The sequence below is a fragment of the Burkholderia sp. AW33-5 genome, assembly GCF_053427615.1.
Window position 1 is genome coordinate 19,077 of record NZ_JBSAXA010000008.1, and the last position, 25,503, is coordinate 44,579.

Here is a 25,503-nt window from a genome sequence, read left to right on the forward strand (position 1 = left end):
GCCGAGATCGAGGGTTCCACAGGTCTTAGGCCCAGAATAACTGTGCTCGACGAGCCTCACAGGTTCGCTTTGGTAGCGGTTTATGGGGTTGCTTTTTCTGCACAGGCACACGTGTGTTTACATCTTTGGTAAACCACGTTTACTTCTTTAACTACTTTTAGACCGCTCACAGCCTTGTCTGACAAGGGTTTGACAGGTGTTCGGTACCCATTTATGGGAGCACAGGCGGAAGGATATGGGGTTTCAGGTCTGTGGATTTGGGGAATCGGGTACCGCGCTGTGGGAAATGGGGGGTGTGGATATGGGGCACGCGTAGCCTGCTATGGGATTTTGGCCCAAAAACGCCTCAGGTAACCTTTTATGGGGGGAATCTATTGGTACCCATTTATGGTGCGTCGTTGCTGATTCGTCTACGGTGGCGGGCACAGCATTTCATGTGGGGTTGCCGGTTATGGGATGGATTCCAGGTAGTCGTTTATGGGTGCCGTCCCGGACAGAACGATCTAGTCCTGCTCGTCCCCTCGGAGCTGGGGTCCCATAAATAGTATTAGGCCGGCGGAAAGGTAACCTTCTGTGGGGAAATCCCAAGGTAGTCATTCATGGGAAGTATTTTCGGCTGCCGAGCGCAGATGAAGGCAAAACGCCGAGCTGGAGGATCTGGATAGGTAACCATTCATGGGATGTGCTAAAGGTAGCGTGTTATGGGGGAATGCAGACCGTGTTGCAGGGCACCACGAATCGGGTTCACCGATCCCGTTCCTCCGGATTATTTCCCATGAATGGCTACCTTCAGTTAGGCAAGTCCCGTGCCGGATTCTGGCTACAGATCACACAGGTAGCAGGTTTTGGGAGCTGATTCTGGCGCAAAGGTAGATGGATATGGGGTTCCGCACAAATCGTAAAAATGGAATTTTTCCTTTTAAGACGAGGCCTTAGCGGCGATATTGGAAGTGATACTGGAGAAGAAGGCATTGCCCGGTAACTCGAAAAGGTATAAAGTCCGCCATCAATACGGTCACCTTCTCCGGACATCACGATGCCGCGCAAGCCCGCAATCAAAGGCTCCGACAAGCAGGTTTCGCTATTTCAGACGCCCGAGCCCCCCGATCTGCTGCGCAAGGCGGTCCAGGCAATTCATATCGCTCCGAAGTCCGGAAAGATCGGTCTGCAGCAGCGCAAGATGTTCAGCTCGCTGATCAAGAACGCCCTTCGTCAGGAAGCGTTCGAACCCGGCCGGACCAGCTTCTCGATCTCGATCGCCGCGCTGTCGCACGAGAGCGGGTTGAACAGCAACAACACGAAGTATGTGAAGGATACGGTCAACTCGCTGATCAGTACCGTCGTCAACTGGGACTACCTTGCCGCGGACCGCTCGACGGTGTGGAAGGCGTCGGGCCTGCTCGCCGGCGCCGAGCTCGAGCAATCGGTGCTGAAGTACAGCTTCTCCGACCAGATTCGCAGCGAGCTACTCAATCCGGAAATCTATGCGCTCATCGATATGCGGATCGCGCGCGAGTTTCGGCGTTCGCACTCGCTTGCCCTTTGGGAAAACACGGTGCGCTACGAGGGGATCGGCATCACGGCAAAGATTCCGCTGCCGAAATTCCGCGACCTCATTCTCGGTCAGGACAAGGCGTCGCAGTCGTACAAGGAGTACAAGCTCTTCAAGAGCAAGGTCCTGGTGCCGTGCATTCAGGAGGTGAACGAAGTTTCCGACCATACGCTCGAGCTGATCGAACACAAGTCAGGTCGCAGTGTGGAGGCCGTCCAGTTCAAGGTGACGCGCAAGCAGAGCGCGGATACGGTCGAGGAAGGCGACGTCAAGAACGAAGCACTCGTCGACGAGGTCGCCAAGTTCGGCATCCCGCGTTCGGAAGCGCGCCGGTTGATCACGCAATACGGCGTGCAGCGCATCAAGGCGGCGATCGCCTATACGCTCAATCGGACTACGAAGAAGAACGCTGCGCCGGTCGACAACGTGGCCGCGTATTTCCGCAAGGCGCTGACGCACGGCTATACGTTGGCCGACGGGCAGGGGACCGAAACGGCCGCGCCGGCAAAGGAATCCGGGCAGAGCAAGCAGGAACAGATTCGCGACAAATACCTGGCCGCGAAGGTCGACGAAGCCGGCGCGTATTTCCGCGAGCTGGAGATCGACGACCAGACCAAGCTGATCGAGCGCTACAACGAAACGGTGGCCGGTTCGAAGGACCTCACGCTGTCGCCGAAGAAGAAGGCGAGCAAGCTGGCGCAAACCAGCTTCTTCCGATGGTTGGCGCTCGATACTTGGGGCGAACCGACCTCGGACGACTTGCTGGAATTCCTGCTGAAAAGCAGCCTCGCGACCAACTGATCAAGGCCTCGCAGCCTGGCATGCGCCGTGCACCGGACTTCATCCGGCAGCGCGGTGCCATGCCGGTGCGAGGCCTTTGCTTTGGACGCCTTCTTTTATTTTTGCGCGGCTACCGCCAGATCAGCGACGTATGCGTCGATCACGGTCTTGAGCCGGTCGGCGAGCGCTTCCTGGTGGGACGCATCGACTCCCTTCAGTTGCAGATCCAGACGCCCGTCCGGATAGGTCTTCAGCTGGCCGATCGCGCGTGATTCGAGCGCGAAATCGTGGCGAACGCTGTAACGCGTGCGCCCCGTCTTCTTGTTGCCGTCGCTCTGCGCGCGCAGGAAATTCTCAAGGTCGCGCACCGACTTTTTCCGGTCGATCACCGCCGTGAGCAGACGGTCGGCAGCCGGTTCGCCCAGGCGCTCGAAAATCAGTTTCAGAAAGTACGCGGCCTGCAGCCCGACCACATCGTTCGCGCTGGCCATCCGTTCGAGCAATGTGTTCGGCAGTGCGTTCAGCGACAATGTCTTGCTGATCGATGCCTTGTCCTTGCCGATCTTCTCCGCGAGCGTGTTCTGGTCGGGGAATACCTTTTCGTCGAGGAGACGCTTCCATGCGACTGCATCGTCGAAAATGGTCTGGCGTTCGTGGTCGTGGTTGGCGCGATACGCGATCGTGTAGAGCTGCTCGGGCGTGTGGTCCGTGCGGAATGTCGCATTGATCGTTTCGTCGCCGTTGATGCTCGTCGCGCGCAAGCGGCGTTGCCCGTCGATCACGACGAGCTTGCCGGGAAATTCCGGGAGACGCGTGACCTTGATCGGCTCGATCTGCCCTTCCCGCTTCAGCGTCAATGCGAGTTCGTGCAGGCTCGACTCGGAATAGAACACGCGCGGGTTGAACGGGTTCGGGATGCAGTCCCTGACCGCGACCCTCTGCGGCGCACCGAGATCGAGCGCGTCGGATGCGGGGACAGCGGTCGAGATGACGGGGGTTGTGGCTTCGACGGGAGGATTCGACGCGGGCGTCGGCTCGGGCAGGCGCGTTTCCAGCGCTGCGTTTTCCTGTGCGAGCCCGCGCAGCAAGCCTGCTGCGAGATGCAGGTTGCCGGTCGGCTTCTTGTCTTTCGATGTGTCCTTAGCCATGAGCGGCTCCGGTAGCGCGCGTCGACGCGATGTATTGGGCCATTTCGGTGACCAGTCTCTCGATTTCCGCGCGGGCTTCCTTCAGTCCCTTCAGGTATCGATTGTGATGATGGATCGTGGTGCCGAGGGCAAATGTCTGCCGGTAGACCTCGCGCTGCGCGATCTGACTGTCGAGCAGATGCTCCCCTATTTCTTCAGCCCTTAGAATTTTTAAAATTTCTTCTCGCATTTTAGTTTTTCCATTGACGCTATTCAGCATCAACGCGGAAGATAAATTCGGGTTACGAACGGCACGCATCGATTCGATCATACGAATCATCGCGACGGTGCTGTACAGGTCGGCCGGCGATGGCGACAGCGGCACGAGGCAGAAGTCGGCGACTTCGAGTACGGATGCGATGCGCGGGTCCTCGAGGTTGCCGGGGCAATCGACGACGATCACATCGAAATTTGCATCCTGCTTCTTGATCTCGCCGCCAATGCCGCGGCCTGCGGGGGCCAACGACAGAACTGTCATCGGGAGCGTATTTTCGCCGCTCGTCACCCATCTGACCGATGTGCCTTGAGGGTCGGCATCGATCAATGCGACTTTGTTGCCACCCGCCTCGAAGGCTGCAGCGATATTGACGGAGATGGTGGTCTTTCCAGTACCACCTTTTTGATTACTGACGGCGATCTTGAAAGCCATTAAATTCCTCCAAGGAGTTTTGCGTAATATATGCAGTTATTGCCAAAAAGTCCAGAAAAGCATCGAAGGAAAAGAAGGATTTTCTGACAGATGTTGTTGTCACGTGACAAGCTGGTCGAATGGTTAAAATATTATTTGTCGCTTGAATGAAAATAAAAACATATGGCATTCCGTTCGAGATGAAGGTGCTAATGAAGTGTTGGCAACTTCAGTGCCGGTAGCATGGGTCACAGTGCTGATCCCAGATGTGATCTCGCTATCGTTGGTAATTCCGGCGCAAATTGGCAATCCGCTCGTGACTCGCCCTGAGCTGCGTCGGGATCTAAAGTTGTCACGTGACAAGCCGATTCGGTGGGTTAAGACGTCAAATGCTGCTGGCCGGGAAGCATGCAGACACGACGCGTGATGGTAATGCCGACGATTTCTTCTTCCTCGATCCTCGTTACGGCGCCCTGCATTCATGACGATTGGCACTGCGACTGATGCGGGTTGTTACGTGACAACGCACCTAAACGATAATTCTGGACACATATCTCCTGTCTTGGCGCGGCCACTGTAGACGGCACGGGGGCAAAGGAGTCGGTGCGATATATGAGTTGGTCATGCTCGGTTAGGCCCAAGTCACTTATTCGCAAGGCATCGGGTTGTTGTCACGTGACAACCGCCACGGATGGATGCCGGAATCAGCAGCTTGATACCGGCGCAGCATTTTCAGCGGTACCGTATGGGAAGGTGCTGGACCAGCCGGGTATGTGTCAGCGATCGATGCTGGTCGAGCCGCTTGATGTCTTGGGTAGATCCGCCCGAGCTGCGCGTGTCTCTGACCTGCGGAGGCGCACTAACTCTGGCGATTTGATATGTCCCCAATAAAAAGGGCGGTTCGGCATCCAGAGGCAGCGACGATGACATACGGTAGCGGCGGGACAGATATCGCACCTTGTTGTGTTGGTCGCGGCTTCGACGGTCCAGGGCATCGGCATTGCGTCACACGTTCTCGATGGGCTTTGGGACGCAAATTCCTGGGCGTCGGCGAGGAGAGAAGGCGCAAATCAGCAGGCGTGAAACAATTTTGAAAAAAGGGGGGTGTTCTGAAACCCTTGTCTAACAATGGGTTGCGCCACTTTCTTCGCGTTGTTTCACGCAAAACGAGCGCGTGCGACGGGTGAAATAGGGGCGCATGAGTTTGACGTGCGTTATCGCGTCTGGATAATGATGATCCACGCGGTGGCGTGTCAAATGCGACGTGTTTTGTGATAAATGATACGAATTTCATGGGTCGATGTGCAGTACGATCGGCATATTGGCGACCCGAGACATCGCGTGGATCGACCAGCAGGGACTTGATAGGTGTAGCGAGTTCTATATCGCTAGTTGTCACGTGACAACGCGCTGCAGCGACGGTGCCGGATCGCAAGCCGGTCGGCATCGGGGAAATCGAAGCGGTCGCCTGGTCGATATTGCATTTGCGACGTGCACCCAGGCAGCGTTGAGCTAAGGCGGATTCTGTAGACGGCCTCGGAAGACTGCTTCCTATGTGTCTTGCCAGTGTCCATCACAATGCGGCCGAAGGGGAATCTGCAGACTTCGTGTCAACAGGGTGAAGCGCATCGCCACCGGCGGTATATACCTTCCACTTCTCCGGATGTCTGCTATCGGGGGCGACCAATCATCGTCATAGACGATCGCCCAAAGAGTCCGCTACCAAGCCGCATATCACAACGAAAATTCATCGCCGCGGCGTTCCCGTCCAGAAACCTCTGCGGCCAACGAACTTACTTCGTCGCCTGCGATGCGCACAGCTGCTGCCACCGACGCGCCTTCGTCGCAGAAGCCTTTGCTGGCTCATCGACCGTTCGCCACCAACGTTCGCCGCGATGCGGAGCATCGAGATTGAGTCGCTCGCCCATCCTGGGCGTCGATAGCTCGACGCCACGCACCATTGCCAACGCGGTGACGCGCTCGAACGGTTCCTGCCAACGGTGCATCGCGAGATCGAACGTGCCGTTGTGAATCGGCATCAGCGTGCGTCCGCGCAGGTCGATGTGCGCTTGCACGGTTTCTTCCGGCTGCATGTGCACGTAGGGCCACTGCGGATCGTATGCCCCGGTCTCGATCAGCGTCACGTCGAAGGGCCCTAGCCGTTCGCCTATCGTCCGGAAACCGTCGAAGTAGCCGGTATCGCCGCTGAAGAACACCCGCAGGTCGTCGTCGACGATGACCCATGACGCCCATAGCGTGCTGTTGCCGTCAAACAAGCTGCGCCCGGAGAAGTGCTGTGCCGGTGTCGCGGTCAGCGTCAGGCCATCGACTTCGACACTTTGCCACCAGTCGAGCTGGCGTACTTTTTTCCCGTCGATACCCCATTCGATCAGGCGGTCGCCGACGCCCAACGTCGTGACGAACACGCCAGTGGTCGCCGCAAGCGCGAGCACCGTGTCACGGTCGAGGTGATCGTAGTGATCGTGCGACAGGAGCACGCCACGCAACGGCGGGAGGTCCTCGAGCGCGATTGGCGGCGCATGGAAGCGCTTCGGGCCGATGCGTCGGAACGGCGATGCGCGTTCGGCAAATACGGGATCGGTCAGCCAGAATTCACCGCGCAGTTTCAACAGCAGCGTCGAGTGTCCTAGCCGATACAGGCTGCGGTCGGGGGCTGCGTCGAGTTGTTCGCGAGTCAGTGAATCGATGGGCAATGCGCCTGTCGGAACCGTGTTGCGTGGTTTGTTGACCAGCATGTTCCATGCAATGCCCAGCGTTTTACGGAAGCCTTCAGCCGGTTGCGGTGCAACGTTGCTGAAGCGTTCGCCGTTGTGCTGCGGCGACTCGCCGGACAGGGTGCGGCCACGCCTGGCGGCGGCGAAACCTAGCATGCGATGAAGAAATACGAGAGGCGAAGCCATGTCGATTCGTCCGGAAAATAAAGTACACCGAGCAGTGTAGTTTATCTCCGTAAAAAGTAAACTCGAGGGTGTAGAATTTTTTGAATGAATACAAGCACTTCTCCTCAACGGCTGACCGACCGAAAGCGTGCGGCAATACTCGCCGCGGCGATCGATGAATTCCTCGCGGCCGGCTATGACGCGACCAGCATGGATCGCATCGCCGCTCGCGCGGACGTGTCGAAGCGCACCGTCTACAACCATTTCCCAGGCAAAGAAGCATTGTTCGCGGCGATCCTGCATCAGCTGTGGGACGCAACGCTGACCGCCGGCGCGCCGGCCTACTGCGCCAACGTCCCGCTGCGCGATCAACTGATCGCGCTGCTGGGCCGCAAGTTGCGGCTGCTGAACGACGAAGCGTTTCTTGCACTCGCTCGCGTCGCGATCGGTGCGGCTATCCATTCGCCGGAGCGCGCGCGAGACATGGTCGAACGCATGGGCGAGCGCGAAGAAGACGTGACGGTCTGGATTCGTGCGGCCGCGGCGGCTGGCCGGTTGTCGATGACCGATCCCGTATTTGCCGCGCATCAACTGCACGGAATCGTGAAAGCGTTCGCGTTCTGGCCGCAAGTGACGATGGGCCAGCCGCCGCTCGGCGTGCAGGAACAACAGAAGGTCGCGGAAACGGCTGCCGACATGTTTCTTGCGTACTACGCGCGCGCGGATCACGCCGATGTGTCACGTACAGTGCAAGACTGACCGCGCGTCGCGCGAAGCGCGATGCGGAATAGTCGCGTCAATATCAGCAACGCGAGCCTCATCCTCCGCCTCGAGGAAAGCGCCATTCGACAACCGGCGAACGCATGCACCGGTACACACGTCGACGTTGCCGGATTGAGCCGTACCGACGCATGCGGCAGGCGCCAATGAAACCGAACGCGAGCGAAAACCGATGAAGACGCTGTTGATCGTCTATCACACGATGACCGGAGGCACGCAGCAAATGGCCGAAGCGGCCGCGGCTGCTGCGCGCGCGCAACCCGGCGTCGACGTCAGGTTGCAGCGTGCGGATGCGACCAGCGCGGACGACGTGCTCGCCGCCGACGCCTACCTGTTCGCGACGCCGGAAAATCTCGCCGCGATGTCCGGGCTGATGAAGGATTTCTTCGATCGCTGTTACTACGCCGCGCTTGATCGCGTGAACGGTCGCCCGTATGCGGCGATGATCTGCGCAGGCAGTGACGGACAGAACGCGCTGCGTCAGATCGACCGGATCGCAACCGGATGGCGGCTCAGGAATGTGTCGCCGGGCCTGATTATCTGCACCCATGCGCAAACGCCGGAGCGGATCCTCGCGCCGAAGACGATTGGCAGCGAGGATCTCGCGCGCTGCGCGGAGATCGGCGCGGGGCTCGCTGCGGGTCTTGCACTCGGCGTGTTCTGATTGCCGGCGATCAAGTCGGCCGAAGCGGGGCTGCGGCAGCGCGCAACGACCGGAGCGCGACGCCTGCCGTATGGCGCCGATTGCAGCGAATTCCCGAGACGCGCATTTTGCGCGAGACATCGCTCGTGCGAATCGCATTGCCGTTTGCGACAGCTGCACCCGTGGAATGTCGATGCCTTAGTCGGCCTTTGTCGACACTGGCGGCCGATGGTATTTGGGCCACAGGCTTTTCACGAGATCGCGTGAAGCGCCATACGCGTGGCAGCTGTCGATCTTGAGCGGCTTCCCGTCGTCGCCTCGCTGATCCAGCGACGACGGGCGCACGCCGACCGTCGTCTGATAGGCCGCGGTCGCGACAGGACCGAGAATTTCCTTCAGATGCGTGCACGTGTCACACGACGGCAGACGCTTGCGGACCTCGCTGTTCCACCCGGCACCGATGCGCAGTCCGACGAGCGCCTGCAGCGTGTCGCCGCCGCCCGGACACTGAGCATAAGGATGCGACCTGATGAACGTGGATACCGCGCGCACGATCATGTCGGTGTCGAAGACCAGCGTTACGCCGAGATCGTGAATCGGCGCCAGCGCCGCGATGGTGCGCGTGCCGCCGGGCGGCGTGAAATCGCTCGTCTTGCGGTCCGCGAGACAGGCCGTGACTTCGAACAGACCGTCGCTGCGCCGATAGCCGCGCATGTCGATCTGCCGATGGTGAATCTCTTCGCGCGTGATGCCGTCGTGCGGGAGGGCGTGTCGGGGATTCATGTATTCGCTCCGTATCGTACGGCCGGGGTCATTTTGCATTCGACCGCGATGTCGTCGGCTGAACAGCGCGTCGTGAAGCCGGCCACGGCGAACCGCCGACGCTGTCGATCCGGGCAATAGTACGCACTTTCCGATGCCGGCATGCGCTCGACGATCGATGCGGCCGCAACTAATAGCCTGACGGCAGAGATCGATGCACACTCGCCACGCCGCGCGTACCGTATGCGAAAGCCCGGTCTTTCGGACGATGCGGATCGGCAGAATCTGACGTCTTCGCTATCCGTACCAGTGCTCGCCATTTCGTACTGTGGAATAACCGGTGCATCGCATGACTGGCGCACTGAAGCCGAAAGACCAGTAACGACACTACGTAACGCGAGTGTCGATCCACCGCGAAAACGCCGCCATAATGCGCAACACGACCGCGCGGACGCATTGCCTTGCCATCGGATCCATCAAATGCGAACCGTTGAGTCAACCGACTGCCGCGCGTACCGGTATACTTCCACTCCTGCCTTTGTCCGGCATCGTGGCCGGGTGCCTGAAACAGTGGTGGTGGCGATGCGGCCCCGCAATGATCCGCGTCGGTGGCAGACGAGCCGCAGGCGATGCGGCGAACGCCGATGTGCGGAATGGCTGCACGAACCACACCTTATATTCCTGGTGGATTGAATTTATGGGTTTTGAACAACTTGCCGAATTGCGGGCGCAGCTCGCAGCAAAGGCCAAGCAGGAGCGCAACGCGAAGCGACCGGCTACGCAACCGGACGCAGGCGCGAAGCCGAAGTCCGGCGACCGGCCCGCTCGTGGGGCCAAATCGGGTGCCGGGGCCAAAGCGTCGTCCGGCGCGAAGCCCGCTTCGGCGAAGCCGTCGACGCCGGTCGATCCGGTCATCGTCGCGATCGGCAAACTGCAGCGCCGCTTCCCGCGCGCGTTCCCGAAGAATCCGGCTCCGAAGGTGCCGCTGAAGGTCGGTATCTGGGACGACCTCGCTCGCGAGGTGCAAGCCGTCGGCCTGAGCGAGGCCGAGCTGCGCGAGGCGATGTCCACGTGGTGCCGCGGCAATCGTTACTGGTCGTGTCTCGTCGAAGACGCGGTGCGGGTCGATCTGCAAGGTAACGAAGCGGGGCGCGTGACGCACGACGACGCGGCGCGTGCGCGTCGGCTGAAGTCGCGCCGTCCGGGCAACAAGGGCGGCGCGCAAGCGGCGAAGGGCGCACCGCAGCAGCCGAAGGTGGAAGCGCAGGCCGCCGCCGCGCCGCAGCCGGCGACCGCGGAAGCACCAGCCGACGCAGCACCGCAGCCCGAGCAGCAAACGGCCGCGAGCGAGTAACACGCGATGTGTCGCCGCGCGACCGCGCGGTGACGGCCTGCCTGCACCACACATGCAGCGCACACATGACAGACCGACCTGTCCTCCGGGGCAGGTCGGGACTGCCTCCGCTGGCGACACAGCCAGTCAGCCTCACCCAATCCTCATCGAACTGCCAATCGTGACCCACGTCCACTCGCTCACGTTTCGTCACGATAATTCGTCTTCCTAATGTAATCGGATTGAAGATGAAACCCCGGATGCGCTCCCACACGAATTTGTCGCACGTGAGCCGCAGTCAAACGCGAAGTGCGGCCGTATTCGAAAGACCGCAGGGCGATGTCCGGACGCACCGCACGGCCGCCCGCCCGTCAGTTGGCGACCAGTCACACACACGCGATAATCTCCCCGGCACGAATCGTCGAGCCGGCGCGTTGCCGGTCGCGCATGACGCGACAGCTACCTGAAAGCCGGCGCAATTCGTCCGACATTCCCCAAAATTGGAAGGCACCGGCAAATCGTACGCGTCACCGCATCACACGAAGCCTGCCGATTTCATACGCACAACGCGCTACGCAAAGACCGCATCATGAACCCGAGACATTCCGCGATTCTCGTCGCGCTCACGGCTGCCGCGCTGTTCGGCGCCGCGACGCCGCTCGCCAAGGCACTGATCGGCGCGATGTCGCCGTTCATGGTCGCCGGCCTGTTCTATCTCGGCAGCGGAATCGGCCTCGGCGTCGGAATCCTGTTGCGCGGGTTGCGCCGCCGCCGCGCGCCGGCCGAGAACGCCGCGCCGCTGCAACGCTCGGACCTGCCGTGGCTCGCCGGCGCGATCGCGGCCGGCGGCGTCGCGGGGCCGGCGCTGCTGATGCTCGGACTGTCGAGCACACCGGCCGCGACGAGTGCGCTGCTGCTCAATCTCGAAGGCGTGCTGACGGCGGTCATCGCGTGGGTCGTGTTTCGCGAGAACGTGGATCTTCAGGTGTTTCTCGGCATGGTCGCGATCGTCGCCGGCGGCACGCTGCTGTCGTGGGGCCCGGGACGCGCGGGCGTGCCGGTCGGCGCGTTGCTGATTGCCGGCGCATGCCTGTGCTGGGCGATCGACAACAACCTGACCCGCAAGGTTGCCGCGAACGATGCGATGGTCATCGCGTGCGCGAAGGGCCTGGTCGCCGGGCCCGTGAACATCGGTATCGCGCTCGCGACCGGCGCGGCGCTGCCCGCCATTCCGGCCGCGGCCGCCGCGATGCTGACCGGCCTCGGCGGCTACGGGATCAGTCTCGTGTTGTTCGTCGTGGCGCTGCGCCATCTCGGCAGTGCGCGCACGGGCGCGTATTTTTCGGTGGCGCCGCTGTTCGGCGTCGTGCTGTCGCTGCTGATCTGGCCGGCGCTGCCGTCCGTCACGTTCTGGATCGCGGCCGCGTTGATGGCGCTCGGCATCTGGCTGCACGTGCGCGAACGGCACGAACACGAGCACGCGCATGAACGACTCGAGCATACGCACCGGCATCGGCATGACGAACATCATCAGCACACGCACGATTTTCCGTATGACGGTGATGAACCGCACACGCATCCGCACGTGCACTTGCCGATCACGCACAGTCACGCGCATTTCCCGGACATTCACCACCGCCATCGGCACTGATTGCGCGGCAACGGACAACGACGCGCGCGTGCAATGCGCATCGAAAAGTAGCTGTTTATGGGGACGTTATCGGGTGCCCGCGGGGTCGCGTCGACGTCGTTCGATTGCGACTCAGTCTTCCGTCTGAATCAACCGGATCAACGACCCGTCCGGGTCGATCAGCGCGCCGACGGTGCCGCCCCATGCCTCGCGCTTCGGCCGATGCGCGCGTGGCCAGCCGGTCGTCCGTTCCGGAATGCCGGCGGCGAGCACATCGTCGAAAAACGCACCGACGTCGCCGAGCCGGAAACAGCAGCTGAACCAGCTCGTGGCCGGGTCGAGACCGGGATGCGGAAAGAATTCGAGCAGCAGATCGCCGCGTCTCAGGATCATCCAGCCGTCGTCGCGCCAGGTTTCGACGAACCCGAGCTTCGCGTAGAACAGCGACGTGGCTTCGAAATCGCGCGACGGCAGATTGGGACTCGCAAAGTCGGTCAAGGCCGGTTCTCCAGTGAGCGTTGCGGTCGAATGAACGCGCGGGAAAATGCGCGGATGGGATGTCGCGCATCATCGGTCAAACGATGCGCACCGGCAAGCTGCGCAGGCCGCCGTCGCGATTATCGCCCCGGGGGGAAGCAGAATCCGAAATCTTCGCAGCCCGGGCATCCGGGCGCGGGCCCGGGCCGCCGGCCGAGTGATGCGGCCACTTCCTGCGCGAGGAATTTCTTCCAGCGCAACTGCGCGACATTGCGTGCGGCAAGCGCGGGAAAATAGCGATCGAGCATCGCGGTTACCGCGTCGCGTCCGTCAAGGCCAAGATCGCGCCACAGGTGATCGGGGCGCAGGCACGCATGCGCGATGATTGCAGCGACGCAGTCGGCATCGTCGTGCGCGACGGCGGAATGCGCATCCCGCATCAGCAGCGCATGTAGCGTCTCGACGAATTGCGCGTGCGCGGCCGGCAGCAGTGCGACGGTGGCTGCCGGCGCGCGCGCCGCTGCATCGGCGGAACTCAGGCGCGGAAACTGGCGGGCAAGCAGGCAGCTCAATCGGGCGGGAGACAGGCCGAGCAGCGCGAACTCGTTGCGACATGCGCGTGCCGCAATGAGTTCACCGAACAGACGTGCATCCGGAGAATCAGTATCGGCCGCGCCGGACAGCAGCGCTTGCAATATGCGTCGATGCGCATGCTCGAGCGCGGACGTCATTGCAATCACCGGAGGATCACTCGACCCCGACGATCACGCTCGATGCCTTGAACAGCGCGGACGCGGCTTTGCCGCTCGCAAGGCCGAGACGATCGACGCTGTCGTTGGTGACGATCGCGACGATCTCGGCGCCGCCTGCGGCCTTGATCACGACTTCCGAATTGACCGCACCCTTCGCGATCGACGACACGGTGCCCGCGACACAGTTGCGCGTCGACACCTTGCTGCCGTCGACGTCGACCATCACGATCACCGACGATGCCTTGACGAGCGCGAAGGCCTTCGCGCCGGCCGCGAGACCGAGCGATGCGACGCTGCCGTGCGTGATCACGGCGACGATGTCGAGGCCGTCCTGGGTACGCAACGTGATTTCGTCGTTGACGGCACCGGGTTTGACGGCGCTGATCTGGCCGGCGAATTGATTACGGGCGCTGGTGCGCATGATGACTCTCCAGGAAAGGGGCCGCCCGGCGGGCGGCGAGCGAACGGCGGAAATCGCGGACGAGTTTACCGGCAATGCAAGTCAAGCGCGACGTGGGCATCGACATACGGGACATGCGAAACGGCGCACGATGCTGCGCGACGGCAGGCATGTCGTGCACGCCGCCCCGCGCGCGCTTACTTCGCAGCCGCCGACGCAGCAGCTGGCGTGCCCGCCGTCGACGTCTGCTGCGCCGCAGCGGCCGTTACATCGCCTTCCCAGCCGCCGCCGAGCGCGAGGAACAACTTCACCTGGTCTGCGGCGACCTGACCTTCGGCCGCGGCGACCTGCGCACGCACGCTCGTCAGCGTGCGCGTCGCATCGAGATCCGAAATGAACGATTCGCGGCCGGCCGTATACAGCCGATGCGTTTCGTCAGCGGAACTGCGCGCCGATTCGTAGGCCGTGCGCAGCGCGTCGGTGCGCTGGACGTCGGCTGCATAGGTCGCGAGGCTCGACTGCGTCTCGCGCAGCGCATTCAGCACGACGCCGTCGAAGTGCGCGAGCGCGCCCCCGGTCGCCGCCTCGGCTTCGCGCACGCGCGCGCGCTGGCCGTTGACCGGGAACGACCAGCTGATCAGCGGTCCGAACGACCAGCGATTCGTGGTGGACGAGAACAGATCGGCGGCGACGCCGACCGAACCGGCGGACGCGCCGATGCTGATCGATGGATACAGCGCGGCGGTCGCGACGCCGATCCGTGCGGTCGAGGCGGCGAGCTGACGCTCGGCTTCGCGAACGTCGGGACGGCGGCGCAGCAGCGCTGCGCCGTCGCCGATCGGAATCGGCTGGCGCAGCTTCGGCAGGCGCTCGCATTCGGCGACCGCCTTCGGCAGATCGGCGGGCGAACGCGCGAGCAGCGCGGCGAGCTGGTATTGCGCGATCTTGCGGCGGCCTTCGAAGCGCGGGATGTCGGCCGCGAGCGTGCGTACCTGCGTGACGCCGCGCGTGACGTCGGTCTGGTTGCCGCGTCCCGCATCGCGCAGGCGCTGCGACAGCTTCACGCGCTGCTGCTGCAGCGCGAGCGACTGCTTCGCGATCGCGAGTTCGTCGCCGGCGGAGCACGATTCGACGTAGGCACGCACGACGTCCGCGACGACGGTGATGCGCGCGAGGTCGGCGGCCGCTTGCACGGCTTCGCTGTCCGCGCGCGCGGCCTCGACGCCGCGACGCAGCTTGCCGAACAGATCGAGCTCGTATGACACGCTGATGCCGACCGCGCCTTCGTTCACGACGGGCAACTTGTTTTCGAGCAGATATTGCTCGGCCGATTCCTGCGCGCGCTGCACGGCTGCTTCCGCGCTGCCGGAGAAGCCGCCCTGTTCGTTCGCGACTTCCAGCGCCGCGCGCGAACGCGCGAGGTTGGCCGCGGCGACGCGCAGGTCGGTGTTCGATTTCAGCGCACTGCGCACGAGTTCGTCGAGCACCGGATCGTCGTACAGCTGCCACCAGTTGCCGGGCACTGCGTCGCGCGACACGAGCGTGCCGTTCGCGTCGTCGAGCGCGTGGTTCGCGAGCGGCGCATTCACGTATGCCTGCTGCGGCAGCTTGTAGTCGGGGCCGACGGATTTGCACGCGCCGAGTGCGAGCGCGAGCGGCGCGAGTGCCGCCGCGAGGCGCAGGCCGTGCCGCTTCATTGCGATGCTCCCGTCGCGCTGACGGCCGCGGGCGCGGATGCCGCGGACGCGCCGGCGGCCGGCTTCGCATTGTCGTCGCGGCGCGTGTCGGTGCGCACCGCGACGGTCGCGGTGCGGCCGGCGATCATCCGGAAGTCGACGGGCACCTCGTCGAGCACGACGCGCACCGGCACGCGCTGCGCGAGCCGCACCCAGCTGAATGCGGGGTTCACGTTCGGCAGCAGGTTCGCGCCCTGCGTGCGGTCGCGATCCTCGATCGCGGCGACGATGCTCTGTACGTGGCCGCGCAGCGGATGCGGCTCGCCCATCACGACGATGTCGACCGGCTGACCGATACCGATGCCGCGCAGCTTGGTTTCCTCGAAGTAGCCGTCGACGCGGAACGAATTGCGATCGACCACCGACAGCACCGCGCGGCCGGCCGGCACGTATTCGCCGACGCGCGGCGCGCGATCGTTCAGGTAGCCGTCGACGGGGCTCACGATCGTCGTGCGCTGCAGATTGAGCTTCGCGGTGTCGAGCGACACCTGCGCATCCGCGGCGGCAGCTTCGCCCTGTTCGACGCGCGTGCGGCTTTCCTCGACCTGCTCGCTGGCGACCAGGTTGCCGAGCTGCAGGTTGCGTGCATATTCGCGCTTCGCCTGAGCAAGCGTCGCGCGACGCTGCGCGAGCGTCGCTTCGGCCAGGCGCTCCGCGAGCGTGTAGCGGGCCTGGTCGATCACGAACAGCACCTGGCCGCGCTTCACCTCCTGGTTGTCGGCGACCTGCACCGCGGTGATGAGCCCCGACACGTCGGGCGCGACCTGGATCACGTCGGCGCGCACATGGCCGTCGCGTGTCCACGGCGAGAACATGTAGTAGTTGATGATCCGCCACAGTACGAGGGCGGCCACGACGACGACGATCAGGGTGAGCAGGATCTGCCCTGCCGAGAGCCAGGTTTTTTTCACGGTTAGCTAGCCACGAGATGGTGAGACACGATGACGACCGCGGCAAGCACGAACACGTAGATGCCGAGGTCGAAGATCGAACGGTGCCAGACGAGGCGGTAAAAGCCGACGCGTTCGAGCAGCGCGCGCACGACGATGTTGATCAGGTAGGCGATCAGCATCAGCACGAGCGGAGCCGGCACGAATACGCCGAAGATGTCGATTTCGCCGATCATGGTCGCGGTCGGAAAGACAGGTTGGAAAGCGGGATCATGCGCGCGCTCCGTCCGGTGCGGCATGCGGCGGCTGCGCGGACGCGGCCGGGTACAGCGACAGGCGCAGGCCGACGAGCGCGTGCAGCGTGTCGCGCAGCCGGCGGTGTGTCGCGGGCGTGGCCGGCGCTGCGGGAGCGGCGTGCGTCGTGCCGTCGCCCGCCGATGCGGCGGCCGTGCCGGGCAGGTTGCGGCCGGCCACGCGCTGCAGCGCGTCGTCGATCGATGCGAGCAGCGCGGGCGGTGCAGGCTGTCGCGCATTCGCGGCCGCGCAGCGCGTGTAGTGATCGGTGACGCCGGCCAGCACGCGGTCGATCGCGTCGGGCACGTCGCCCGTCAGCTTGCGGCGCGAGCGGCGCAGGTCGAGCGCGTTCAGCGCGATGCGCAGGTCGCGGAAGCTCTCGATCGACGGATGGCGGTGGTCGTCCGACGCGCCGAGGCGCGGCAGCAGTTGCGTGACGCGATCGAGCATGCGCGATGCGTGGTTGCGCTGGTCGTCGAGCGGCTGCGTCGATGCGGAGCGTGCGACGTCCTCCCAGCCCGAACGCAGCAGGCGCCGCACCGCGAGTTCCGCGCCGAACGGACGCGTCGCGCGCGTCCAGACGTACGCGAACAGCAGCCCGGCGACGCCCGCGAGGTTGCTGTTCAGGAACACGAAGAAATCGGCGTCGTACGCGCTCTGGATGCTGATGAAGGTGGCGGTGTTCACCGCGACGAGCATCGTCACCATATTGAACTGCGGGCGCGGCAGCAGCGTGCCGATCAGGATGAACGGCCCCGCGAACATCAGGACGAGCATCGGGAAGTCGTGCACGTGCGGCAGCACGACGAACAGGTACAGCCCGGCGAACACGACGCTCGCGGCCGTCGACAGGAAGAACTTGAACACCAGCGGTGCCGGTTCGTCGAGCGCGGCGAAGAAGCTGCACGACACGGCCACGAGCGTGACGGCCGCGGCGCCGTCGTGCCAGCCTGACGAGATCCACAGCGAGCACGCGACCACGATCGCGAGCACGACGGTGAGCGTCGAGAACAGCATCATCCCGCGATCGAAGAAGCGTTCGGTGCCGCCGAGCCGCCAGTGCCGGAAACGCGGTTGCCAGACGCCCGACTCGTTCGCGATCAATGCGCGCAGCGAGCGGCAGTCCTGCCAGATGTCGATGACCTGATGCAGCCGCCACAGCGCGTTCGACAGCAGCGCGCCGTCCCAGCTCGCGAGGGCACTGTCGGACGGCTGCAGCGACGCAATGCGCTCGCGCAGATTGTCCGCGACCGGATCGTGCGCCACGTCGCCGTCGGTGCCGGTCTTCACGGCCGGCAACGGCGCGTCGAACCACTTTGCCGCGTCGGCGAGCAGCGCGTCGAGTACCGGTGGCCGCACGTGCAGGTCGCGCATCAGCGCGATCAGCGGATCGGCGAGCGACGACATCAGCGGCAGGAACAGCTGCATGCGGCCCGCGAGCGCCTGCGCACGGGCGAGCACGCGCGGGTGCGCATGGTCGTAGCTCAACTGGCTCAGCAGGAATTCGAGGCCGGTGATGGTCGCGGCGAGGCGTTGCCGGCACGCCGACAGCGCCTTGCCCGCGATGTGCCCCGACAGCGTCTCGCGACCGTAGAACGCCGCGTCCTTGAACCATGCATCGGTGCGCTCGATCAGCGTCGGCGCGAGCCGGTTCGGGAACACGGCGCTGCCGACCACGCTCGCGCACACGATGCCGAGCACGATTTCCTCGGTCCGCGCGATCGCGACGTCGAAGATCGTCGACGGATCGGTCACCGTCGGCAGCGCGACCAGCGGCATCGTGTAGCCGGCGAGCATGAACACGTAGCTGCGCGCGGTGCGGTCGGAGATCGCGAGGTAGAGCAGCGTGCCGCACCACGTCGCGACGATGATGCTGAACAGGAACGGTGTCTCGACGAACGGCGGCACGAACAGGATCGCGGCGGCCGCGCCGAGCGCGGTGCCGAGCGCGCGATACAGCGCCTTCGAGCGCGTCGCGCCGACGAACGGGTTCGATACGATGTAGACGCTCGCCATTGCCCAGTAAGGGCGCGGCAGCTGGAAATACAGGCCGAGATACAACGCCAGCATCGACGCGGCGAACGTCTTGCCCGAGAACAGCCAGTCGCGAAGGCTCGGATAGGTCATGGCGCGGAATCGGCGGGGTGAGACGGACGCGTCGCCGGATGCTGCACGTCAGCCGCGTTGAACGCGTTTAGCACGCGCAGCGTCGCTTCGAGATCGGCACGGGTGACGCCCTTGAGCACCTGGGCGCGCAGCACGCGCAGATCTTCCTCCATCTTGGCAGTGACCGCGCGGCCGGCAGCCGTCAGCGAGATCGTCTTCGCGCGGCGGTCGTGCGGATCCTCGTCGCGGCGAGCGAGGCCGGCCGCGCACAGCTGGTCGAGCAGGCGCACGAGCGACGGCCCCTCGATGCCGACGTGTTCGGCGAGGGCGCCCTGGCGCACGCCTTCGCCGAGGCGACCGGCAATCAGCAACGGCGTCGCGCAGGCTTCGGACACGTTGTACGCGGTCAGCACGGTGTCGCTCGTGCGGCGCCATTTGCGCGCGGTGAGCACCAGCAGGCTGCTGACGGCGAGGCGGAGGTCGTGCAGATTGGTCATGGGCGAGATGATAGGGGTAAAAACATTCGATAGCAAACTATCGTTTTTGTCACCCGCATGTCATGCCGCACGCCCGGGGCGTCGACCTGTAACGAGCAATTTAGGCGGTCGATCCGGCGCCGGTCAAGCTGTCACGTTGCAAGCGACCGGCGGATCCTCATGTGTCGCGTGCAATCCGGATCGAACGCGGCGATCGCACGCGGCGGTCAAGCGTGGGTTGTAGGGGCTTTGTAAGAAAAATGCGACCTGGATAATCGCGTACCGGCCGTGCCGACCGACCGGGATCGCGCGATGCGCATCGTACCGTCCTGGCTCCGCACGCGATTGCACTAGGACAATAATCTCCGGGTGTCTTTCTGAGCGACCATGCGGAAGCAACGACGGAGACATCGAGATGGGACGGACCGAGGTATCGGCGCGCTGGCACGACGCGATCGGCGCGGTGCACGGCATCGAGTCGAAATACAAGCGGCTCGTGAAGGCGATCGCCGCCGACATCGAAAGCGGCGCCCTTGCACCGGGCGCGCGGCTCGCGCCGCAGCGCGACGTGGCGTCGAGTCTCGGCGTCAGCGTGCAGACCGTCACCAATGCCTACAAGGAACTCGAAAGACAGGGCCTGATCCGCTGCGAAGTCGGGCGCGGCAGCTTCGTGGCCGCGCGCGTGACCGAATCGATGTCGAACTACATCCTCGATACGGCCGAGCGCGAACTGGTCGATTTCTCGATCGCGCGCATCGTGCACACGCCGGAGCACGACGCCGCGTGGCGGGCCGTCTGTGCGGCGCTGGCCGATGCCGACGACCAGCCGTGGATCCGCTCGTTCCGGCCGATCGCGGGCCTCGATGCGCATCGCGAGGCCGGTGCCGCATGGCTCGCGTCGCTGAATCTGCCGATTCATCCCGAATCGCTGTTGATCACGAATGGTGCCGCGCACGGCATCTTTCTCGCGCTCGCGTCGATCGTCGGGCCGGGCGACACCGTGCTGTGCGAGAGCCTGACCGACCACGGCGTGATCGGCTCCGCGAACGTGCTCGGGTTTACGCTGAAGGGGCTCGAGATGGATGAACACGGGATCCGTCCCGAACATTTCGAGGAAATGTGCGACGGCGAGCGAATCAGTGCGCTCGTCTGCACGCCGACCCTCAATAACCCGACGGTATCGATGATGTCCGATTCGCGCCGCAAGTCGATCGCGCGCATCGCGTCGCGCTACGGCGTGTACGTGATCGAGGACGACGTATACGGCCCGCTGCCCGCGAAGACGGCCACGCCGATCGCGAGCCTGATTCCGGACCTCGGCTTCTACTGCACGAGCATGACGAAATCGGTGCTGACCGGGCTGCGCACCGGCTATCTCGCGATGCCGAGGCGGCTCGCGCTGCGCGTCGAGAGCGTGCTGCGCGTGAGCAGCTGGATGGCGACGTCACCGATCGCGGAGATCGCGACGCGCTGGATCGCGGACGGCACCGCGCGACGGCTCGTCGAACTGCAGCGGCAACGGCTCGCGGTGCGCCAGGACATGGTGAAGGCCACGCTCGGCCCGTATGTGCTGGGTGCGCATCCGAATGCGCTGTCCGCGTGGCTGCGCGTGCCCGACTACTGGAAGGCCGACCGGCTCGTGCGCGAATTGCGCACCCGCAAGATCGCCGTGACGTCGCCCGATCCGTTCCTCGTCGGCGGCACCGAGCGGCCGAACGCGGTGCGCGTGTGCATCGGTGCGGAGACGACGGATGCCGCATGCAATGCCGCGCTCGCGACGATCGCGGGCGTGTTCGAGCAGTATCCGCACGTGCACGATTTTCACTGAAGCGAAGCGGGCGTCGTGCCAGCGACGCACAATGTATCAGGACATTCGAAAGCGCAATTTGGAACATTAGACTGGATCGCACTACATCAATGATGAGGCGTGCGATCCATGTCCCTTCTGTCGCTGTCCGACGTCTACCGCGCGCGCCGACGCATCGCCGGGCATGCGTGCGTCACGCCGCTCGTCGCGTCTGCCGCGTTGTCCGCGCGGGTCGGCGCATCCGTCCACCTCAAACTCGAAACGCTGCAGCCGACCGGCAGCTTCAAGCTGCGTGGCGCGACCAACGCGCTCGCCGAACTCGCGGCACGGCGCGTGACGCGCGTCGTCACCGCGTCGACCGGCAATCACGGCCGTGCGGTCGCGCATGCGGCGCGCACGTTCGGCATCGAGGCAGCCGTCTGCATGTCGTCGCTCGTGCCGGCGAACAAGGTCGACGCGGTCGCCGCGCTCGGCGCGCAGGTCGTGATCGCCGGCGACAGCCAGGACGATGCGCAGGCCGCGGCGCGGCGCCTCGTGCGCGACGAAGGCTACACGTACGTGCCGCCGTTCGACGATCCGCGCATCATCGCCGGACAGGCGACGATCGGCGTCGAGATTCTCGAAGCGCTGCCCGATACGTGCACGCTCGTCGTGCCGCTGTCCGGCGGCGGATTGTTCAGCGGCGTCGCGTTTGCCGCGAAGGCGATCCGCCCCGCGATCGAGGTGATCGGCGTGTCGATGGCGCGCGGCGCAGCGATGCACGCGAGCCTCGCGGCCGGACGACCGGTCGACATCGATGAACAGCCGACGCTTGCCGATTCGCTCGGCGGCGGCATCGGCCTGGACAACCGCTACACGTTCGACATGACGCGCGCGCTGGCCGACGACGTCGTGCTGCTCGACGAGCCGGCGATCGCGCGTGGCGTCGCGCATGCGTATCGCGAAGAGCGTCTGGTGGTGGAAGGCGCGGGTGCGGTCGGCATCGCCGCCGTGCTGGATGAACGGATCGCGCACAGAGATCGCAGTGGCCCGATCGTCGTGATCGTCAGCGGCGCGAACATCGACATGGCCGTGCATCGCCGGCTCGTTTCGGAGAACTGACATGGCCCATCCCGTCACGCTGCTCGGACAGGCGCAACTGCGCGCACTGGTCCCGCTCGATCTCGCCGCGATCGACCAGGTCGAGGCCGCGTTCGCGTCGCTCGCGACCGATGCGGTCGCGATGCCGCCGATCCTCAATCTCGCGCTGCCGGCGCGGCACGGTGAGGTCGATGTGAAGACCGCGTATCTGCCGCGCTTCGACAGCTTCGCGATCAAGGTCAGTCCCGGCTTCTTCGACAACCCGTCGCTCGGGCTGCCGAGCCTGAACGGGCTGATGCTCGTGCTGTCCGCGCGCACCGGCCTGACCGAGGCTGTGCTGCTCGACAACGGCTACCTGACCGCCGTGCGCACCGCGGCGGCCGGCGCGGTGGCCGCGCGCCGGCTCGCGCGCGCCGATGCACGCCGCGCGGCGATCATCGGTGCGGGCGAACAGGCGCGGCTGCAGCTCGACGCGCTGATGCTCGTGCGCGACATCGCGCACGTGACGGTCTGGGCGCGCGACGCCGAGCGTGCCACGCGCTTCGCGGCCGACGTGCGAGCCGCGCACGGGATCGACGCGGTTGTCGCGCGCTCGGTGCATGCAGCGCTCGCCGACGCGGACGTCGCGGTAACGACCACCCCCAGCCGCGAGCCGCTCGTGCACGCCGAGGATCTGCATCCGGGGTTGCACGTGACGGCGATGGGCTCGGACGCCGACTACAAGACCGAACTCGCGCCGTCGGTGTTCGGCGCGGCGCGCTACTTCTGCGACCGGTTGCAGCAGACCCGCGTGGCCGGCGAACTCGCGCACGCGATCGCCGCCGGTGCGGTCGCGGCCGACGCGGTGTTTCCCGAACTCGGCGAAGTGATCGCCGGGCAGCGCGAGGGCCGCACCCATCGCGACGACATCACGATCTGCGACCTGACCGGCACCGGCGCGCAGGACACCGCCATTGCCGTGCTCGCGCTGCAGCGCGCCCGCGCGGCCGAGGTGGGCACGATTTTTCACAACGACCTCACGACTTGAGAGGAGACAGATGTCCGCAGTCATCGAAACCCACGAAGCCGCGCCGCGCCTTGCGTTCGAGCGCAGCGAGTATGCCGCGCGCATCGCGAAGACGCGCGCGGCGATGCAGCGGGCCGGCATCGACCTGCTGATCGTCACCGACCCGACCAACATGGCCTGGCTCACCGGCTATGACGGCTGGTCGTTCTACGTGCACCAGTGCGTGCTGCTGCCGATGGACGGCGAGCCCGTCTGGTACGGCCGCGGCCAGGACGCGAATGGCGCGAAGCGCACCGTGTTCATGGCGCACGACGACATCGTCGGCTATCCTGATCATTACGTGCAGTCGACGGCCCGTCACCCGATGGACTTCCTGTCGACCGAGGTGATCGCCGCGCGCGGCTGGAGCATGTTGCGCATCGGCGTCGAACTCGACAACTACTACTTCAGCGCGGCGGCGTACGCGTCGCTGCAGAAGCACCTGCCGGCCGCGCGCTGGGTCGATGCGACGGCGCTCGTGAACTGGCAGCGCGCGGTGAAGTCGCCGCGCGAGATCGAGTACATGCGTGTCGCCGCGCGGATCGTCGAGCGCATGCATGCGCATATCGTCGACACGATCGAGCCCGGCATGAAGAAGAGCGATCTCGTCGCGCAGATCTATGCGACCGGGATAGGCGGCGCGGACGGCTTCGGCGGCGACTATCCCGCGATCGTGCCGTTGCTGCCGACCGGCGCCGACGCGGCCGCGCCGCATCTCACCTGGGACGACACGACATTCGCGCGCGGCGCGGGCACGTTCTTCGAGATCGCGGGCTGCTACCGCCGCTATCACTGCCCGCTGTCGCGCACCGTCTATCTCGGCAAGCCGCCCGCGCACTTCGTCGAAGGCGAGCGCGCGGTGGTGGAGGGGATCGAGGCGGGGCTCGCCGCCGCGAAGCCCGGCAACGTATGCGAAGACATCGCGAATGCGTTCTTCGCGGTCCTGCGCCGTGCCGGCATCGAGAAGGACAGCCGCTGCGGCTACCCGATCGGTGCGAGCTATCCGCCGGACTGGGGCGAGCGCACGATGAGTCTGCGCCCGGGCGATCGCACGGTGCTCGAACCCGGCATGACGTTCCATTTCATGCCGGGACTGTGGCTCGACGACTGGGGGCTGGAGATCACCGAAAGCATCCTGATCACCGAGACCGGCGTGGAGACGTTCTGCAACGTGCCGCGCAAGCTGTTCGTGAAGGAGTAGGACGATGCGTGCTTCTCCGATCACGCCGACCGTCGATTTCGACGCGGACGGCGAACAGCATGGCTTTCTGAAGCTGCCTTACTCGCGCGACGATTCCGCGTGGGGCGCGATCATGATTCCGGTGACCGTCGTGAAGCGCGGCGACGGGCCGACGGTGTTGCTGACCGGCGGCAACCACGGCGACGAATACGAAGGGCCTGTTGCGCTGTCGAAACTCGCCGGCTCGCTGAAGGCGGCCGACGTGACCGGCCGCGTGATCGTCGTGCCGTTCATGAACTACCCGGCGTTTCGCGCCGGCTGCCGCACGTCGCCGATCGATGCGGGCAACCTCAACCGCAGTTTTCCGGGGCGTCCGGACGGCACCGTCACCGAGAAGATCGCCGACTATTTCCAGCGGCATCTGCTGCCGCTCGCGACGCACGTGCTCGATATCCATGCGGGCGGCCGCACGCTCGATTTCGTGCCGTTCGCGGCGATCCACGTGCTGGATGATCGCGACCAGGAAGCACGCTGCGAACGCGCGATGCGCGCGTTCGGCGCGCCGTACTCGATGCGCATGCTGGAGCTCGACAGCGTCGGGCTTTTCGACACCGCGGCCGAGGCGGCCGGCAAGGTGTTCGTGTCGACCGAGCTCGGCGGCGGCGGATCGTCGACGGCCGCGAGCGTCGCGATCGCCGAGCGCGGCGTGCGCGGCTTTCTCGCGCATGCGGGCGTGCTCGCGAACGTCGACGGCGAGCGCGGCCACACGCGCGGCGCGCCACGCACGACCACGCTGCTCGACATGCCGGACGGCTCGTGCTTCACGACCAGCGAGCATCGCGGGCTGCTCGAGATGTGCCGCGATCTCGGCAGCGAGGTCGACGCGGGCGACGTGCTCGCGCGCGTGCACGACATCGACCGCACGGGCGTCGCGCCGGTCGAATACGTCGCGCGGCGGCGCGGTCTGCTCGCGGCCCGGCACTTCCCGGGCATCGTGCAGGCCGGCGACACGATCGCGGTGGTCGCCGACATCGTCGAGCGCAACATTCCGGTGGCCGCATGAGG

22 protein-coding genes are annotated in these 25,503 nt (G+C 64.7%); 10 read left to right on the plus strand and 12 right to left on the minus strand.

Features of this window, described 5'->3' with window-relative positions:
* Positions 1-1,036 precede the first annotated feature (1,036 nt).
* The gene (locus tag ACV22V_RS15240; protein WP_059682318.1) at positions 1,037-2,353 is read left to right on the plus strand and encodes a replication initiation protein; all 1,317 of its coding nucleotides are present in this window, start codon (positions 1,037-1,039) and stop codon (positions 2,351-2,353) included.
* Between the two features lie 95 nt (positions 2,354-2,448).
* Here ACV22V_RS15240 and ACV22V_RS15245 read toward each other — a convergent pair whose 3' ends face one another.
* The 3 genes from ACV22V_RS15245 to ACV22V_RS15255 all read right to left on the minus strand — a co-directional run bounded on the left by ACV22V_RS15245 (position 2,449) and on the right by ACV22V_RS15255 (position 7,068).
* Positions 2,449-3,480, minus strand: a complete 1,032-nt coding sequence (locus ACV22V_RS15245) for a ParB/RepB/Spo0J family partition protein (RefSeq protein ID WP_448014443.1) — start codon at positions 3,478-3,480, stop codon at positions 2,449-2,451.
* The gene (locus ACV22V_RS15250) at positions 3,473-4,168 is read right to left on the minus strand and encodes a ParA family protein (protein ID WP_006759638.1); all 696 of its coding nucleotides are present in this window, start codon (positions 4,166-4,168) and stop codon (positions 3,473-3,475) included. The genes ACV22V_RS15245 and ACV22V_RS15250 overlap by 8 nt, the downstream gene beginning before the upstream one ends.
* A 1,772-nt stretch (positions 4,169-5,940) precedes the next feature.
* Complete coding sequence (locus ACV22V_RS15255) at positions 5,941-7,068, minus strand: MBL fold metallo-hydrolase (RefSeq protein ID WP_448014444.1); 1,128 nt, start codon at positions 7,066-7,068, stop codon at positions 5,941-5,943.
* Between the two features lie 84 nt (positions 7,069-7,152).
* Between ACV22V_RS15255 and ACV22V_RS15260 the strand changes: the two genes are divergently transcribed.
* Together ACV22V_RS15260 and ACV22V_RS15265 are read left to right on the plus strand one after the other, a co-directional pair.
* Positions 7,153-7,806: a TetR/AcrR family transcriptional regulator gene (locus ACV22V_RS15260; protein WP_448014445.1), complete on the plus strand. Its 654-nt coding sequence runs from the start codon at positions 7,153-7,155 to the stop codon at positions 7,804-7,806.
* A gap of 193 nt (positions 7,807-7,999) precedes the next feature.
* Positions 8,000-8,491, plus strand: a complete 492-nt coding sequence (locus ACV22V_RS15265) for a flavodoxin family protein (RefSeq protein ID WP_059697429.1) — start codon at positions 8,000-8,002, stop codon at positions 8,489-8,491.
* 177 nt (positions 8,492-8,668) lie between these two features.
* Here ACV22V_RS15265 and ACV22V_RS15270 read toward each other — a convergent pair whose 3' ends face one another.
* A complete protein-coding gene (locus tag ACV22V_RS15270; RefSeq protein ID WP_448014641.1) occupies positions 8,669-9,253 on the minus strand; it encodes a DUF2889 domain-containing protein in 585 nt (194 codons plus the stop codon).
* A gap of 676 nt (positions 9,254-9,929) precedes the next feature.
* Between ACV22V_RS15270 and ACV22V_RS15275 the strand changes: the two genes are divergently transcribed.
* Entirely contained in the window at positions 9,930-10,586 is a 657-nt protein-coding gene (locus ACV22V_RS15275; protein WP_448014643.1) for a ProQ/FinO family protein, read from the plus strand.
* A gap of 568 nt (positions 10,587-11,154) precedes the next feature.
* Complete coding sequence (locus ACV22V_RS15280; protein WP_059690984.1) at positions 11,155-12,216, plus strand: DMT family transporter; 1,062 nt, start codon at positions 11,155-11,157, stop codon at positions 12,214-12,216.
* Between the two features lie 111 nt (positions 12,217-12,327).
* Here the strand turns inward: ACV22V_RS15280 and ACV22V_RS15285 are convergent, their stop codons facing one another.
* The 8 genes from ACV22V_RS15285 to ACV22V_RS15320 all read right to left on the minus strand — a co-directional run bounded on the left by ACV22V_RS15285 (position 12,328) and on the right by ACV22V_RS15320 (position 19,347).
* On the minus strand, positions 12,328-12,693 hold the full coding sequence (locus ACV22V_RS15285) for a bleomycin resistance protein (RefSeq protein WP_448014446.1): 366 nt from the start codon (positions 12,691-12,693) through the stop codon (positions 12,328-12,330).
* 119 nt (positions 12,694-12,812) lie between these two features.
* The gene (locus ACV22V_RS15290) at positions 12,813-13,403 is read right to left on the minus strand and encodes a nitrogen fixation protein NifQ (RefSeq protein WP_448014448.1); all 591 of its coding nucleotides are present in this window, start codon (positions 13,401-13,403) and stop codon (positions 12,813-12,815) included.
* Between the two features lie 16 nt (positions 13,404-13,419).
* A complete protein-coding gene (locus tag ACV22V_RS15295) occupies positions 13,420-13,845 on the minus strand; it encodes a TOBE domain-containing protein (protein ID WP_448014449.1) in 426 nt (141 codons plus the stop codon).
* 176 nt (positions 13,846-14,021) lie between these two features.
* A complete protein-coding gene (locus ACV22V_RS15300) occupies positions 14,022-15,521 on the minus strand; it encodes an efflux transporter outer membrane subunit (RefSeq protein ID WP_448014451.1) in 1,500 nt (499 codons plus the stop codon).
* On the minus strand, positions 15,518-16,471 hold the full coding sequence (locus ACV22V_RS15305) for an efflux RND transporter periplasmic adaptor subunit (RefSeq protein ID WP_448014453.1): 954 nt from the start codon (positions 16,469-16,471) through the stop codon (positions 15,518-15,520). The genes ACV22V_RS15300 and ACV22V_RS15305 overlap by 4 nt, the downstream gene beginning before the upstream one ends.
* A gap of 2 nt (positions 16,472-16,473) precedes the next feature.
* On the minus strand, positions 16,474-16,686 hold the full coding sequence (locus tag ACV22V_RS15310) for a DUF1656 domain-containing protein (protein WP_044849171.1): 213 nt from the start codon (positions 16,684-16,686) through the stop codon (positions 16,474-16,476).
* A gap of 34 nt (positions 16,687-16,720) precedes the next feature.
* The gene (locus ACV22V_RS15315) at positions 16,721-18,871 is read right to left on the minus strand and encodes an FUSC family protein (RefSeq protein WP_448014455.1); all 2,151 of its coding nucleotides are present in this window, start codon (positions 18,869-18,871) and stop codon (positions 16,721-16,723) included.
* A complete protein-coding gene (locus ACV22V_RS15320; RefSeq protein ID WP_448014457.1) occupies positions 18,868-19,347 on the minus strand; it encodes a MarR family winged helix-turn-helix transcriptional regulator in 480 nt (159 codons plus the stop codon). Before ACV22V_RS15320 ends, ACV22V_RS15315 begins: the two co-directional genes overlap by 4 nt.
* A 394-nt stretch (positions 19,348-19,741) precedes the next feature.
* On the opposite strand from ACV22V_RS15320, the gene ehuR reads away from it, so the two are divergent.
* From ehuR to doeB, 5 genes are all read left to right on the plus strand, one after another.
* Complete coding sequence (gene ehuR / locus ACV22V_RS15325) at positions 19,742-21,154, plus strand: MocR-like ectoine utilization transcription factor EhuR (RefSeq protein WP_448014458.1); 1,413 nt, start codon at positions 19,742-19,744, stop codon at positions 21,152-21,154.
* Positions 21,155-21,262: 108 nt separating this feature from the next.
* Positions 21,263-22,234: a hydroxyectoine utilization dehydratase EutB gene (eutB, locus tag ACV22V_RS15330; RefSeq protein ID WP_448014459.1), complete on the plus strand. Its 972-nt coding sequence runs from the start codon at positions 21,263-21,265 to the stop codon at positions 22,232-22,234.
* A gap of 1 nt (position 22,235) precedes the next feature.
* Positions 22,236-23,240 carry a cyclodeaminase gene (locus ACV22V_RS15335; protein ID WP_448014461.1) on the plus strand — a complete coding sequence of 335 codons (1,005 nt, stop codon included), beginning with the start codon at positions 22,236-22,238 and terminating at the stop codon, positions 23,238-23,240.
* Between the two features lie 10 nt (positions 23,241-23,250).
* Positions 23,251-24,459, plus strand: a complete 1,209-nt coding sequence (doeA, locus tag ACV22V_RS15340; protein WP_448014462.1) for an ectoine hydrolase DoeA — start codon at positions 23,251-23,253, stop codon at positions 24,457-24,459.
* 4 nt (positions 24,460-24,463) lie between these two features.
* Positions 24,464-25,501 (plus strand): N(2)-acetyl-L-2,4-diaminobutanoate deacetylase DoeB, encoded by a 1,038-nt coding sequence (doeB, locus tag ACV22V_RS15345; RefSeq protein WP_448014464.1) that lies wholly within the window; start codon positions 24,464-24,466, stop codon positions 25,499-25,501.
* The last annotated feature ends 2 nt before the right edge of the window (positions 25,502-25,503 follow it).

Bases quoted from the DNA above. Each gene is read 5' to 3' on its own strand.
- ACV22V_RS15240 (WP_059682318.1), top strand. From the start codon at position 1,037: ATGCCGCGCAAGCCCGCAATCAAAGGCTCCGACAAGCAGGTTTCGCTA.
- ACV22V_RS15245 (WP_448014443.1), bottom strand. From the start codon at position 3,480: ATGGCTAAGGACACATCGAAAGACAAGAAGCCGACCGGCAACCTGCAT.
- ACV22V_RS15250 (WP_006759638.1), bottom strand. From the start codon at position 4,168: ATGGCTTTCAAGATCGCCGTCAGTAATCAAAAAGGTGGTACTGGAAAG.
- ACV22V_RS15255 (WP_448014444.1), bottom strand. From the start codon at position 7,068: ATGGCTTCGCCTCTCGTATTTCTTCATCGCATGCTAGGTTTCGCCGCC.
- ACV22V_RS15260 (WP_448014445.1), top strand. From the start codon at position 7,153: ATGAATACAAGCACTTCTCCTCAACGGCTGACCGACCGAAAGCGTGCG.
- ACV22V_RS15265 (WP_059697429.1), top strand. From the start codon at position 8,000: ATGAAGACGCTGTTGATCGTCTATCACACGATGACCGGAGGCACGCAG.
- ACV22V_RS15270 (WP_448014641.1), bottom strand. From the start codon at position 9,253: ATGAATCCCCGACACGCCCTCCCGCACGACGGCATCACGCGCGAAGAG.
- ACV22V_RS15275 (WP_448014643.1), top strand. From the start codon at position 9,930: ATGGGTTTTGAACAACTTGCCGAATTGCGGGCGCAGCTCGCAGCAAAG.
- ACV22V_RS15280 (WP_059690984.1), top strand. From the start codon at position 11,155: ATGAACCCGAGACATTCCGCGATTCTCGTCGCGCTCACGGCTGCCGCG.
- ACV22V_RS15290 (WP_448014448.1), bottom strand. From the start codon at position 13,403: ATGACGTCCGCGCTCGAGCATGCGCATCGACGCATATTGCAAGCGCTG.
- ACV22V_RS15295 (WP_448014449.1), bottom strand. From the start codon at position 13,845: ATGCGCACCAGCGCCCGTAATCAATTCGCCGGCCAGATCAGCGCCGTC.
- ACV22V_RS15300 (WP_448014451.1), bottom strand. From the start codon at position 15,521: ATGAAGCGGCACGGCCTGCGCCTCGCGGCGGCACTCGCGCCGCTCGCG.
- ACV22V_RS15310 (WP_044849171.1), bottom strand. From the start codon at position 16,686: ATGATCGGCGAAATCGACATCTTCGGCGTATTCGTGCCGGCTCCGCTC.
- ACV22V_RS15315 (WP_448014455.1), bottom strand. From the start codon at position 18,871: ATGACCTATCCGAGCCTTCGCGACTGGCTGTTCTCGGGCAAGACGTTC.
- ACV22V_RS15320 (WP_448014457.1), bottom strand. From the start codon at position 19,347: ATGACCAATCTGCACGACCTCCGCCTCGCCGTCAGCAGCCTGCTGGTG.
- ehuR (WP_448014458.1), top strand. From the start codon at position 19,742: ATGGGACGGACCGAGGTATCGGCGCGCTGGCACGACGCGATCGGCGCG.
- eutB (WP_448014459.1), top strand. From the start codon at position 21,263: ATGTCCCTTCTGTCGCTGTCCGACGTCTACCGCGCGCGCCGACGCATC.
- ACV22V_RS15335 (WP_448014461.1), top strand. From the start codon at position 22,236: ATGGCCCATCCCGTCACGCTGCTCGGACAGGCGCAACTGCGCGCACTG.
- doeA (WP_448014462.1), top strand. From the start codon at position 23,251: ATGTCCGCAGTCATCGAAACCCACGAAGCCGCGCCGCGCCTTGCGTTC.
- doeB (WP_448014464.1), top strand. From the start codon at position 24,464: ATGCGTGCTTCTCCGATCACGCCGACCGTCGATTTCGACGCGGACGGC.